The sequence below is a fragment of the Microbacterium esteraromaticum genome (assembly GCF_900163815.1).
GTDB classification, from domain to species: Bacteria; Actinomycetota; Actinomycetes; order Actinomycetales; family Microbacteriaceae; genus Microbacterium; species Microbacterium esteraromaticum_B.
Window position 1 is genome coordinate 1 of record NZ_FUKO01000021.1, and the last position, 12,671, is coordinate 12,671.

General features: G+C 65.9%; 12 protein-coding genes, 1 tRNA gene and 1 pseudogene. 12 read left to right on the plus strand and 2 right to left on the minus strand.

What is annotated here, in order from left to right:
- On the plus strand, positions 1-991 hold a 991-nt coding region (locus FM104_RS09125), incomplete at its 5' end, for an FUSC family protein (RefSeq protein WP_256971593.1).
- A gap of 238 nt (positions 992-1,229) precedes the next feature.
- Here FM104_RS09125 and FM104_RS09130 read toward each other — a convergent pair.
- Entirely contained in the window at positions 1,230-1,607 is a 378-nt protein-coding gene (locus FM104_RS09130; protein ID WP_143738311.1) for a hypothetical protein, read from the minus strand.
- Between the two features lie 251 nt (positions 1,608-1,858).
- On the opposite strand from FM104_RS09130, the pseudogene FM104_RS16270 reads away from it, so the two are divergent.
- From FM104_RS16270 to FM104_RS09185, 11 genes and pseudogenes are all read left to right on the plus strand, one after another.
- Positions 1,859-1,963, plus strand: a pseudogene (locus FM104_RS16270) (NAD(P)-dependent dehydrogenase); the annotation flags it as partial.
- A 22-nt stretch (positions 1,964-1,985) separates the two neighbouring features.
- On the plus strand, positions 1,986-2,246 hold the full coding sequence (locus FM104_RS09140) for a hypothetical protein (protein WP_087131636.1): 261 nt from the start codon (positions 1,986-1,988) through the stop codon (positions 2,244-2,246).
- A gap of 139 nt (positions 2,247-2,385) precedes the next feature.
- Entirely contained in the window at positions 2,386-3,324 is a 939-nt protein-coding gene (locus FM104_RS09145; RefSeq protein WP_087131638.1) for a GNAT family N-acetyltransferase, read from the plus strand.
- 77 nt (positions 3,325-3,401) lie between these two features.
- Positions 3,402-3,914 carry an OsmC family protein gene (locus FM104_RS09150; RefSeq protein WP_087131640.1) on the plus strand — a complete coding sequence of 171 codons (513 nt, stop codon included), beginning with the start codon at positions 3,402-3,404 and terminating at the stop codon, positions 3,912-3,914.
- Between the two features lie 63 nt (positions 3,915-3,977).
- Positions 3,978-4,619: an NADPH-dependent F420 reductase gene (locus FM104_RS09155; protein WP_087131643.1), complete on the plus strand. Its 642-nt coding sequence runs from the start codon at positions 3,978-3,980 to the stop codon at positions 4,617-4,619.
- An 84-nt stretch (positions 4,620-4,703) separates the two neighbouring features.
- A complete protein-coding gene (locus tag FM104_RS09160; protein WP_087131646.1) occupies positions 4,704-5,363 on the plus strand; it encodes a GntR family transcriptional regulator in 660 nt (219 codons plus the stop codon).
- 50 nt (positions 5,364-5,413) lie between these two features.
- A complete protein-coding gene (locus FM104_RS09165) occupies positions 5,414-6,058 on the plus strand; it encodes an asparagine synthase (protein ID WP_256971594.1) in 645 nt (214 codons plus the stop codon).
- An 81-nt stretch (positions 6,059-6,139) separates the two neighbouring features.
- A tRNA-Arg gene (locus tag FM104_RS09170) sits at positions 6,140-6,212 on the plus strand.
- Positions 6,213-6,388: 176 nt separating this feature from the next.
- Positions 6,389-7,999: a leucine-rich repeat domain-containing protein gene (locus FM104_RS09175; protein ID WP_087131649.1), complete on the plus strand. Its 1,611-nt coding sequence runs from the start codon at positions 6,389-6,391 to the stop codon at positions 7,997-7,999.
- Positions 8,000-8,008: 9 nt separating this feature from the next.
- Entirely contained in the window at positions 8,009-9,511 is a 1,503-nt protein-coding gene (locus FM104_RS09180) for an L-serine ammonia-lyase, iron-sulfur-dependent, subunit alpha (RefSeq protein WP_087131652.1), read from the plus strand.
- A gap of 86 nt (positions 9,512-9,597) precedes the next feature.
- Positions 9,598-9,999, plus strand: coding sequence for a DUF3021 family protein (locus tag FM104_RS09185; RefSeq protein WP_179206742.1), 402 nt, complete (start codon positions 9,598-9,600; stop codon positions 9,997-9,999).
- On the opposite strand, the gene hrpB is transcribed toward FM104_RS09185, so the two are convergent.
- Positions 9,976-12,549: an ATP-dependent helicase HrpB gene (gene hrpB / locus FM104_RS09190; RefSeq protein ID WP_087131654.1), complete on the minus strand. Its 2,574-nt coding sequence runs from the start codon at positions 12,547-12,549 to the stop codon at positions 9,976-9,978. The two genes, FM104_RS09185 and hrpB, sit on opposite strands and share 24 nt — an antisense overlap.
- Between the last annotated feature and the right edge of the window lie 122 nt (positions 12,550-12,671).

The following is a 12,671-nucleotide window of genomic DNA, read 5'->3' on the forward strand; positions in this document are numbered from 1 at the left end:
CGAACCTCGATCACGCCAGCCCGCCCCACCTGCAGCTCGTCGGTGGATCGAGGCTAAGACCAGCGCTTCTGCTCCGGCGTGGATCGTGGCCTTCATCCATTCCATCCGGGAGGCTGGTTCTCTGTCCCGGCTGCTGCTCGTCGTGAAAACAGCCCTCGCGGTCGGTGCGGCGTGGGTGATTGCACCGCACATGCCGGGTGTCACCGATGACTACCCCTACTACGCACCACTCGGTGCGCTCATCAGCATGTACCCGACGCTGGTGCACTCCGCGCGGTCGGGTCTGCAGACGCTGTTTGGCGCAGCCACCGGCGCCGCACTCGCGACACTGGTGGTTGTCACGGTCGGTCCGAACTGGTGGACCATCCCCGCGGTCGTCGGCCTCGGTGTGCTGCTGTCCGGGACGGGCTGGTTCGGAGTCGGACGCGAGTATGTGCCGATCGCTGCGCTGTTCGTCCTCATCATCGGCGGGCAGGATGCTGACGCATACTCTCTCGGTTACCTCACGCAGATGGGCGTCGGCGTCATGGTTGGGCTCGCTGTCAACCTTCTGATTCCTCCCGCGACGTTCAACGCCTATGCAGTGGGGCGCGTGGATGCCTTTCAACAGCAACTTGCTGCGCATCTGAACGACATCGGGCAGGCGGTCGCCGAATCGTTGCCGCCCACGAACGAGAAGTGGGCACGCGACGCGGAATCGCTTGCTGACACAGCCCGGGCGGTGCGGCTTGCTCTCGGCGACGCGGATGAAAGCAATCGTGGAAACCCGCGCGCATGGTGGGGCCGCCGAAACACCCAAGAGGTTCATGAGCGACTCGATGAACTCGACATGATCGCGCACCACATCCGGGACATTTCGGGGTGTCTCGCAGACACGACCTGGGAGCGCTCCGCGGGGCTGGCTCTCGATCCTGCCCCTGGTCGCACCCCTGTCTACGGCGTGCCAAGCCGTAGCGAAAGTGATCGAGCATCCCGAAACCCGCGCGGGTGACGAGCGCCGTGTGCGTGGAGAAGCGATCCGGGCGGTGCGGATGCTGCTGGAAGCAGTCGATGCCCGCACGCTAGAAGCTCGCAGCGCGATGGGTCCAGGCGTGTTGAGCACGATGCATCTGCGTCGCATCCTCATGCTGGCGTTGGGCGACTCCGCCAGTTAGAGGCACATCGTGCTTTTGTGAGGAGAGCGCCCTCGACGCGCGCACCAGACCCATCCGTCAGCGGGCTCCCGAAGATCAGCCGGTCCCTTCAGCCCCAGTGATCGTCATCCCTTGCATCGCTGCGCAGATGAGCAACCCTACGATCGTCAGGGCGACCATCGCGATGAAGAACCCGGCCATCAGCTGCAGTCGTCGTCGACCCTGCGGCACCGTGAAGCGCATGATGACCACCAGAACATAGAGCACGACGGTCACGATCGCGGTGACAACCGCTGCCGGAAAAGCTGCGCCCCGCTCAAAGACGAGCAAAGCGCTCAGCGGGTAGGCAGAGATCAGGACGAACACGGCTCCCATGACGATCCAGATTGTTCCCGACGACGTCGTGAGGGCCGGTTGGTTGGCCATCCGGGTGGGGTCGCGCCGCTTCTCCGGCAACGACCGCGGATCCGTCATGATTTGCTCCTTCGTCGATCCCACACCCACTATCGGGCGGATCTCGCTGCGGCAAAAGGGGGTGGACTGCGCCGTGCGTCGGGCCTAGCATCCGCCCGCTTCGTGAACGTTCTCGTGGGTGGCAGCACAGGATGCTGACGATCCTGAGCCCTGCCGTACGGATGCCGTTTGCGCAACCCCCGTTTGCGATCGGCGATGGCGCCGTATCGTGAGCGGCATTAGCCACCGCGCATGCATTCCGCACGGTGTGGCAACCTGCCGAGCTCGCGCCCGCCTACGTGTTCCTTGCTTCGGCGGAATCCAGCTATGTGGCGAGCGAAACACTGAACGTCAACGGTGGGATACCCACCCCTTGATATCTCGAGGAAGGAAAACTCCATGAACAGCACCCCTGAACAAGACCCTGCACAGGCCGAATGGGATCGCACCACCGCACTTGACGCCGGTGTCGACCCCGATGATCTGGACCCCGCGACAGCGAGTGCGGGCGATTCGACGCCGGTTCCCGTCGACGATGACGAGATCCCTGCGGCCGATCTGCCGCCTGCAGACGCGCAACCCGAGACGGAAGGGCATACACCTGTCGTCGCGGAACTCGGCGAAGACGGCGAGGGAGATCTCGCTCCCGAAGACATATAGGTCCGTCGGCAGATCCGGCGTGAAGATCGGCATCCGCAAGCGATCTCGACACCGGCGAATGCCGTGACCTCACTTCGTGAACGTGAAGGCCCGGCGCAAGTCCTGGACGCCGAACCACAATCTGGCAGATCATGAAAGTATGCCGTTGCGTCTGACACCTCTTGCCGATTCCCGATTCGACGAGTGGCTCGCAGCCACGCGTAACCGGCTCATCCGGCTCGGTCAGGATTCGGGGATGCGCCCGGGCGAGGATGCGGTGCAGCACGCCGATGCCTTCCTCGCTGAGCTCCTGCCCGCCGGCCTGGCGACGGCATCCGCTCGCATCCTGACCATCGACGACGGCGGAACCGAGATCGGCGTCCTGTGGCTGGGCCTCGGCCACACGCGGCTGTTCGTCGTCAACCTGTCCTTCTCGGTCGAGCCGACCGATGCGCAGCTGCAAGACCTCTTCGACCAGGTTCGCGACATCGCCCGTGCCGAGAATGCAGCCGCGCTGACCGTCTCGCTGTTCTGGCAGGATGCTGCCGGCTGGGGGTTTGTCGCGGGTCACGGGTTCGAGCCGTCGTCTATTCAGATGGTCTTGGATCCGCTGCCCGATCGCCACGACCCAAGCCCGCTCACACTGGAGCCGATGAGCGAAGAGCGCTTCGCGCGATTCATCGCAGCATCCGAGGCCGACTTCGCGCAAGAGCTCGCCGCATCCGGCCGGATGTCTCTCGAAGACGCGACGACGGAATCGCGCCGACTGGTGGCCAAAGAACTGCCGGACGGACTCGCGACAGCCGATCAGCTGCTCTATGTCGCACTGGTGGATGGTGCCGAGGTCGGCATCCTCTGGATCGCGATCCGGCGGCGTGGTGGACGAGACCACGCATTCATCTTGAACGTCGAAGTGGATGCTGCGCATCACCGAAAGGGATACGGACGCGCGATCATGCATGCCGCCGAGGAGGCCATGCGCAAGCTCGAGGTCTCGTCGATCGGGCTGCATGTCTTCGGCGCGAACCACGGCGCCGTCGCCCTGTACGAACAACTCGGGTACCGCCGCCTGGAAGAACTCCTCGTCCTCCCGCTGTGAGCAGGGGAGCACACGAGCGTTCTCATTAGGGTTGAGGCGTATCCGCAGTCAATGGGCACCGATAACAGGGAGATTTCATGAATGATTCGACCGCATCAAACAGCCGGTCAGCAGAGACTTTCTTGAGCCATGTGCATGTGCGCGTCGAAAACGGCGATGGACGAATGAAGCTCGTGCAATTGCCGCTTCAAGACGAACCGGTGCCCATGGGGGTCCGCGACGAAGTGGCCGCGCACTACCGGTTGGCCGACGGCGACTACATTCCTGCGACCACAACGCTCGACTACCTTGTCGGCGCAATCGCGGGGTGTCTGGCCGGAACCTTCGGCGGCCGTCTCGCAGCGCTCGGGCAGAGCGCTTCTGATGGCGCGCTGGTCACCGAGGCCACCGGCGAACTGGTGGTCGCAGATGGCGTGATCCGGGTGCGCTCGGTCGATCTGCGATACGAGCTGAAGATCGCTGATGGAATCGACGCCGCGAAAGTGCGGCGCGCTCACGAGACGCACGCGCGCTTCTGCCCAGTGGCGCAAAGCGTCAAGGACAGCATCGAGATCAACACCCACCTCGAGATCGTGACACCGAAGGCGTGACCACCAGTTGCCGACGCATCCGACCCGCGGGAATACTCTGCCATCCGGCGGGTTGCCACGAATATGACAACTATCGGAATCATCGGCGCAGGTCACATCGGCAGTCAGATCGCGCGGGCCGCGATCACAGCGGGTTACGACGTGGTGATCGCGAACTCCCGCGATCCCGAAACCCTCAGTGACCTCGTCGCAGAACTCGGCGAGAACGCCCGTGCGGCGACGGCAGCGGATGCCGGTGCCGCCGGCGATGTCGTCGTCGTGACCGTGCCCCTGAATGCGCTCGACCAGATTCCGGTCGAGCCGCTCGCCGGAAAGATCGTCCTCGACACGAACAACTACTACTTCGAGCGCGACGGACACATCGAGGCGCTCGACAAGGGCGAGACCACGACATCGCAGATGCTGCAGGAGCACCTGCCGACGTCACGCGTCGCAAAGGCGTTCAACCACATCCGCTCGGAGCAGATCACCACAGACGGCACTCCTGCCGGCACCCCGGACCGCCGCGCGCTGGCAACAGCGAGCGACCACGCGGATGCGGTCGAGTTCGTCACTCATCTCTATGACGAGCTCGGTTTCGACACGGTCAACGTCGGTCCGCTGAGTGAGTCGTGGCGCGTCGAGCGCGACCGCCCCGCCTACGTCGTGCGACAGAACGCGGAAGAGCTGACGGCGAACCTCGCCATTGCCAACAGGATCGCCTGACCGCACAGGTCAGATCTTGTCTGGATGTGACATCGATTCCAAGGCGCCATGGTGAATGTCGGTCCTGGATGGTTGAATCCGAATATGGTGTTCGAGCGGGTGGCCGAGCTGGAGTCGGAGCGGGTAGCCAATGTGCTGCGCGATGACATCATGCTGGGTCACCGAGAACCCGGTTCACGGCTGATCGAACGAGACATCGCCGCCGAACTCAACGTCTCCCGGCTGCCCGTGCGAGAAGCCATCAAGGTGCTGGTTTCAGAGGGCATCGTCGTGGCACGACCACGTACCTGGGCGGTCGTGCGGGAGTTCTCGATCCGTGACCTGCAGGATTTCGCCGAGGTGCGGCAGGCGATGGAGACCCTGGCTTTCGTGCTGGCCACGAAACGGCTCGATGACGCCGGCATCGAGCGTCTGGAAGAGCTCGTCCGCGCAGAGGATGCTGCGGCTGCAGCCGGAGACGCCGTCGGAGCCCGCATCGCGTCATCGACATTCCATATGACGGCTGTGATGCTGGCAGGAAACGCCATGCTCACCGAACTCGCCGAATCGCTCATCACCCGGCTGCGCTGGCTGTTCGGCCAGCATGAAGAGCTGCGTGTCATGGCCGGCGAACACCGTGAGATCGTCGATGCGATGAAGGCAGGAGATGTCGAGAAGCTGCAGCAGCTGATTCCGACCCATCTTGCGCGCGGGCATGACGCGGCGGAGCGTCGTCTGCTCGCGCGTCAGAAAGGCGCAGACTGACCCCTGCGCCAGGTCGGTCGCTGCCGGTACGCTCGGTGTGGGAGGTTCTCGTGGGACGAACAGCGGATGCGATCGCCGAAGGCGTGGCGATTGCCACGGCGGCCGCTCGACTGACCGTGAAGAACCAGATCCTGGTGGGCACGATCGCCCGCGGAGGTGTCTTCGAGATCGAGCATTACGCCGATGTGGCACGCAAGGCTCTGCTCGCGATGGCGCAAGAGTCCGAAGACGCGGCCGAGCTGTTGACGCGCTTGCGCAAGCGCGCCCGGGGGCGTCACTCCGACCCGCACGGCACCCACGACTACCGCGACCGCGACGTGCGCAACCTTCGACGCAGGGTGAAGCAGTCCACGGGCGTTGCACACGACCTTCGCAAGATGACAGAAGACGCCGACGCGCTGCATGCTCTTGTCGAGGAGGCCCGCGCCGCAGCCTGGGGTGATGTGCGCAGCAACCTCGATCGGCGGCTGCAGGTCGAGGGGATGCGCCCCGACCAAGACCCCGATTACGACCGCATGCGCGAAGCGCGGATGCAGGCGCTCAAGCTCGTTGACCTGCAAGCCCTCTCGTCCGAACAGCGGGCGCGAAAGAAGCGCGAGAAGGCCGCTGAGAAAGAAGCTGGGAAGGCGCTCGGAAAAGAGTCTGCGAAGCGTGAGCGCGCGCCAAAGCGTGACGCTCGGAGCGTCAAGGGCTGACGGTGCGTGGCGCTGAATCACCGATTTCGCGCGCCGGTAGATCGTGTTGTAGGCTGTTCCCTGGCCCGCTGAGCGGGTGCTGCGCCACTAGCTCAACGGATAGAGCATCTGACTACGGATCAGAAGGTTGGGGGTTCGAATCCCTCGTGGCGCACAGATGTGCGAAACCCTCGTCGCGAAAGCGGTGGGGGTTTTCTCGTACCCGGAGGCTTCATCTCTGACCCCGCGGGGCGAACCAGCGCCGTGTGAGTCCTTTGTGAGCGGACCCTGCTTGCCTCGAACGACGGCACCTTTCGTAGTGCCCCGAAAACGTGAAAGGCAACCTCCTCTATGCGTGCAGTCAAACGGACAGGTCTCGCCGTCCTGGCATCCGCCGCCCTCGGCTTGGGGGCGCTGGTCGCGACTCCGGCTTACGCGGCGACGGTCGACGACGTCATCGACGGGATCATCTACGAAGCGGACGACGCAGACGTCGCTGCCGGCGCGACGGTGACGGGCTTCGATGGCACCCTCACAACCGTGAACATCCCCGACACCGTCGCGATCGAAGGCACAGAGTACGACGTCGTCGCGATCGGAAACTCCGCTTTCGTGACGTACCGTTCCGGCGGAGTGATCACACAGGGGGACATCACCGAAGTGGTGATCGGCGACAATGTCCGAACGATTGGGCTGCAGGCCTTCATGAGCAACCGCATTGACAGCCTCACCCTGGGGTCATCGGTGACGTCGATCAAGGGGTCCGCTTTCATGGGCAACTCGCTGACTCACATCACGATTCCTTCCGCGGTGACGAGCATCGGGGGAGCCGCATTCGCCGAGAATGACGACCTCGTCTCGGTCGTGTTCACCGGTCCAGCTCCGACGGTCAGAGAAGCTGATGCCGGCTATTCCAGCGCCTCGTTCAGCACCAGGGATACAGAGTTCGTGCTCCGCTTCCCTGAGCAGTACAGCGCCGATAATGTCGCGGGCGGTTACACGACACCGTTGTGGTTCGGCTACACCACCGAGGCGATCGGCGATGATGAGCCCGATGCTTCTCTGAGCATTACCAAGACGGTCGATGCGTCATTCGTGCGGGTCTACGACTGGGACTTCGAGAAGACCGGAACAGTCGGCGCGATCACAGTGGATGGTGACGAGGCATCAGCAGACGTTGATTTCACTGTCACCGCCACGCCGAACGGCTACGTCGATTCTTACTACGTGCTCGAGGGCACGATTACGGTCTTGAATGAAGGAACTGAAGCACAGACCGTCGACGTCGTCGACGTGCCGGATGTCGCTGCCAGTGCTTCATGCAGCGTCTACGATTCGAGCTTCCAGCCGGCCGAAGGCGTAGAGATCGCGGCATCCGAATCGGCGGAGTTCGAGTACTCCTGCTACTTCGACGGCACGCCCGAAGACGGCACCAACACCGCGACGGTCACCTGGGGCGACGACCAATCGGCGAGCGCAACCGCCGACGTCGTCTTCACCCAGCGCGACACGAGCTTCCAGACCATCACCATCGGCGACGACCACGCCGACCCGGATGGTCCGTTCGAAGAGCTCGGCACCGCTGAATGGAACAGCGACCACCTGCCGATCGAGTTCACCTACACCCTGACGGCAGACGGGCTCACGGTCGGCGAATGCACCACGCTGACGAACACCGCCGCGATCTACGAGATGGAGCGCGCAACGCAGGCCTCAGTCGAGATCTGCCCCGAGCCAGCCGTCGTGATCCCCGACCCCGAGCCGACACCCGACCCCGAGCCCACGCCGGACCCGGAGCCCTCGCCCGCACCCGTCGTTGACCCCGAGCCCGCCGGACTCGCAACGACAGGCACAGATTTCGACGGTGGCCCACTCGCCATCGCCGGGATTCTGCTGCTCGTCGGAGTCGCGCTGCTGAGTATTGGACGCAGATACCGACCGAACGGTCTGCTGCGGCCATAGGCTGGAGGGGTGACTGCGTACGTCTCGGCATTTGACCTCTTCTCCATCGGTGTGGGGCCATCGAGCTCCCACACCGTGGGCCCGATGCGTGCGGGCGTCGATTTCGCTGCCCGCCTGACCGCGGAAGGGCTGCTTGACCGGGTGGCGCGCGTGACCTGCGAACTGTTTGGTTCGCTGGGCGCCACCGGTCTCGGCCACGGCACACCGGATGCTGTGGTCGCAGGGCTCCAGGGCCTCCGCCCGGAGTCCTGCGACCCCAGCGAGGTGCGCGCGGCCTGGGTGGAGTGGCCCGATGGCGGGCACCTGAACCTGGCGGGCAATCATCCCGTCGCTTTCGCAAAAGATGATGTCGCCTTCGTTCCCCGCACGCGGCTGCCAGGGCATCCGAACGCCATGACGCTGCACGCGTGGGATGCTGACGGCTCAGCCGTTCTGGAAGAGACCTATTACTCGGTCGGCGGCGGCTTCATCCGTCGCGATGGCGAGGAAGCCCGAGTGACCAGCGCCGAGCAGCCCTACCCGTACAGCAACGCCGCCGAACTGCTGGAGCTCTGCGACGAGAACGGCCTGACGATCGCCGAGGTCGCGCGCGCCAATGAGATGGCATACCGGAGTGAAGAGGATGTCGCTGCGGGCCTCGACGCCATCTGGGACGCCATGTTCGCCTGTGTCGATGCTGGCCTGCACACGGGCGGCACGCTGCCCGGCATCCTCAAGGTCAAGCGTCGGGCCTCCGATATCCGTGAGCAGCTGGACGCCTCCGAATCGGACGGGCACCGCGAACAGCCCGGGGAGTGGCTGGGAGCTTTCGCGCTCGCCGTCAACGAAGAGAATGCGGCCGGCGGTCGCGTCGTCACCGCTCCGACGAACGGGGCTGCCGGCATCCTGCCCGCCGTCGCCATGTACTGGTGGCGCTTCCTCGCCGACTCGGGCCTCGGTGCCGGCAATGCCGTCACCCCGTACGGGGAGCTCGTCGGCAGCGCGCTGCTCGGATTCAACTCCGACAGCAGCTCCACCACGTGCTCGACGAACGACGGTCTCGATGAGGTGCAGATCACGGAGGCGAATCGGCGCCGCGGCATCCGCCGATTCCTGCTCACCGCCACAGCCCTCGGGTCGCTGTTCAAAGCGAACGCGTCGATCTCGGGGGCCGAGGGCGGATGCCAGGCAGAAGTCGGCTCGGCGTGCGCGATGGCAGCGGGCGGCCTCACTGCCGTGATGGGCGGCACGGTCCGTCAGGTTGAGAACGCCGCCGAGATCGCGATGGAGCATCACCTCGGACTCACCTGCGATCCGATCGGCGGTCTGGTGCAGATCCCCTGCATCGAGCGCAACGCGATCGCGGCCTCGACCGCCGTCACCGCCGCGCGTCTCGCCCTGCGCGGCGACGGCCACCATTACGTCTCGCTGGATGCCGTCGTCGAGACGATGCGGCAGACGGGCCTCGACATGTCGACGAAGTACAAGGAGACCAGCGAGGGCGGCCTCGCGGTCAACGTGATCGAGTGCTGAGTATCCTGTCTCGCCAGGAGGGCCTGTCTGGAAGGACGATCAATATCGGCTCTGTCCCGCCGCGGGGCGATCGCTAAGCTGAAACAATGAGCCTGCCCGTGAAAGCGACGTTGCTGTCGGGAATCCCGTTGCTGATCATGACCGCGATCGGTATCGCGCTCATCGCTCAGGGAAAGTCCGCAGACGGACGCTCGACCCTCGCGGTCGGAGTGATCATCGCTGCCGTTGCTGGCTCGTCCGTGATCTACCAGATCGGCGGATGGGATCTGCGGAGACAATCCCTCGCGCACTTCGCGATCATGCTGGTGACGGTTCTGCCCGCGTTGCTGCTCAGCGGATGGTTTCCCCTCGACAGCATCTCGGGCTATTTTGTGGTCATCGCCGCGTTTCTCGCTGCCGGTCTCGTCCTGTGGATCAGCTTCTATCTCATCTTCACCAAAGTCGTCCCTCGCAAGGCTGATTCCTCAGACGCCGTCCGGATGCCATAAGCGCGCGGCACGGTTCTTCGTATGGCGCGTGGGAGCCGCCTGCCAGGGATCTTCGGGCCACGGATGCTTCGGATACCGCCCGCGCATCTCGGCACGCACCTCCGCGTAAGGCCCCGACCAGAATGACGCGAGATCGTCGGTGACCGCCAATGGGTGACCGGCCGGAGAGAGCAGGTGAAACAGCACCGGCACCCGACCGCTCGCCAGCCGCGGCGTCTCTGCCCAGCCGAAGCACTCCTGCAGCTTCACCGCGACGACCGGCCGAGCACCCGGGTCATCCACAGGCGGATACGTGATGCGCACGCGACTGCCGCTCGGCACCTCCAACCGCTCGGGTGCCAACTTGTCAAAACCCGCCGCGGCAGGCCACGGCAGCAGTCGTCGCAGAGCGGATGCCAGGTCCAGCCGCCCCGCGGGAGTGCCGGATGCCAGAGCATCGATCTCCGGTGCGAGCCAGCCATCGAGATCGGCGAGCAGTGCAGCATCCGACACGTCCGGCCATGGCGCTCCCAGCTCGCGGTGCAGCAGGGCGAGCCGACGATGCAGGTCGACGGCAGCATCCGACCAGGTGAAGACATCCAGCCCCTGCGCGAGCAGCGCGCGTCGCACGGCACCGCGGCCCTCCTCCGACGTCGCGCGCGTCGGTGCCGACGACAGCACGATGGCTCCGAGTCGACGCTCGCGACGTGCGGTCACTCGGCCACCGACGAACTCGGCTTCGACCCGGTCGGCCAGCAGATGGTCGCCCGCGCGCGCGGCCTGGCTCTCAGTGATGGCTGCGGCTGCCCGGATCACCGCGCCGGATCCTGCCGCCGCTCGTCCGGATGCCCGCGCGACATCGGCGACGGCAAGCCATTCCGCACCCGTCAGAGAACCGCGCACGGCGGCACGGGTTCCGGATGCGAGTAGGAAGGTTGCGCCGTCCGCGGAGCGATCCACGCGCCGCGCAATCCGCTCGGGGAACGCGAGTGCGATCACCAGCCCGACGTCGTCGAGGCTCGTGCGCGTGCGGGTCTGGTCAGGGGTGAAGCGCAGCATCCGATCGACTTCACGCGCCCAACGGGAGGCATCCGGGCCACGCCGGTTCCGGAGCCCGGCGACCGCGGCGGCCACGTCCGCGTCGCCGACGCGCAAATCGCCGCCGATGAGCGCGACGACCTCAGCGGCGAGTCGCGAACCGACCAGCGGGGCCCCATCGACGAGCGCTCTCGCGAGTCGCGGGTCAGTGGGAATGCGCGCGAGCGCACGGCCCTCAGGCGTCGCTCGGCCATCGTCGTCGATGGCACCGATGCTGCGCAGCACCTCCAGCGCATCGGTCAGACTGTCGGCGGGCAGCGGATCGATCAAGCGCAGGCCGGCGCCGCCGGGCGCTCCCCAGCAGGCGAGCAGCAGGGCGGCATCGGCGAGGTCGGTTGTGGCGACCTCGGGCGTCGGCCTCGCCGGGGCCGCCGCGTACGTGCGCTCGTCGACGCAGCGGATGACGGTGCCCGCGCCTTGACGGGTGGCACGACCGGCGCGCTGGATCGCCGACGACCGTGGTGTGCTCGTGGTGACGAGTCCGGTCATGCCGCGGGACGCATCGCGCTGCGGGTGGCGAGACAGGCAGCTGTCGACGACCAGGCGCACGCCGGGAACGGTCAGCGACGACTCGGCCAGCGACGTGGTGACGATGATGCGCGGCGGATCGTCCGCTCGACGACCGCGGATGACAGCATCCTGCCCTGCCGGGGGGATCTGCCCGTGCAGCTCGCGCACGTCGAACCCGCCCGCAGCATCCCGCACGCGGCGCGCGATCTCCGAGACCTCGCGTGCTCCGGGGGCGAAGACGAGCACATCGGCCGCAGGATCGTCGTGGTGCAGGTCTTGCGCGGCGGATGCTGTGACCCGCGCGACATGGTCGAGGAAGGCCCAGGTGACACCGCGCTCGTCGAGCCTGGGTTGAGTGCTGGGCGCCCAGCGCTCGGTGAGTGGGAACGCTGGAACGGTGTGATCGACGATGGGTGCGGGGTCGGCCTCTGTGCCGATGACTGTCGCGAGGGCGTCGGCGTCGAGCGTGGCGGACATGGCGATGAGCACCAGGTCGTCGCGCAGCTGACGCACCTCGCCGAGCAACCCGATCAGCAAGTCTGTCTCGAGTGCGCGCTCGTGCACTTCGTCGATGATGACCGCGTCCACCCCGTCGAGGCCGGGGTCGCTCAGCAGCCGCCGCAGCAGCACTCCCGCCGTCACGAACTCGACGCGGGTCTGCGGGCTGACGGAGCGCTCGCCGCGGACGGTGAAGCCGACGCGGTGACCGACCGGTGAGCCGTCGAGTTGGGCAAGCCTGGGGGCGGCGGCGCGGGCGGCGACGCGGCGCGGCTGGGTGACGATGATTCGTCCCGAGGTGCGCGATGCGAGCAACGGCGGCACGAGCGTGGTCTTGCCGGTTCCCGGCGGGGCCGAGACGATGGCGGAGGTGCTCGAATCAAGCGCAGTTGCGAGTTCGTCGAGGGCGTCGGCGAAGCTCAGACCGTCACCGATCCGTGCCAGGTCGAAAGCCGCTCGCGTCACCCCTCCAGTCTGCCGTGCCGGCGGCCCTACAGTATGGGGGCCGACACGCCAGATGTCGGACCGACCCGTTGAAAGGGACCGACACGTGGCGTGTCGGCCCCCAAAGTGTGGGTTGCCGTGAC

Coding starts and splice junctions, on each gene's coding strand:
- FM104_RS09130 (WP_143738311.1), bottom strand. CDS start 1,607: ATGACGGATCCGCGGTCGTTGCCGGAGAAGCGGCGCGACCCCACCCGG.
- FM104_RS09140 (WP_087131636.1), top strand. CDS start 1,986: ATGAACAGCACCCCTGAACAAGACCCTGCACAGGCCGAATGGGATCGC.
- FM104_RS09145 (WP_087131638.1), top strand. CDS start 2,386: ATGCCGTTGCGTCTGACACCTCTTGCCGATTCCCGATTCGACGAGTGG.
- FM104_RS09150 (WP_087131640.1), top strand. CDS start 3,402: ATGAATGATTCGACCGCATCAAACAGCCGGTCAGCAGAGACTTTCTTG.
- FM104_RS09155 (WP_087131643.1), top strand. CDS start 3,978: ATGACAACTATCGGAATCATCGGCGCAGGTCACATCGGCAGTCAGATC.
- FM104_RS09160 (WP_087131646.1), top strand. CDS start 4,704: ATGGTGTTCGAGCGGGTGGCCGAGCTGGAGTCGGAGCGGGTAGCCAAT.
- FM104_RS09175 (WP_087131649.1), top strand. CDS start 6,389: ATGCGTGCAGTCAAACGGACAGGTCTCGCCGTCCTGGCATCCGCCGCC.
- FM104_RS09185 (WP_179206742.1), top strand. CDS start 9,598: ATGAGCCTGCCCGTGAAAGCGACGTTGCTGTCGGGAATCCCGTTGCTG.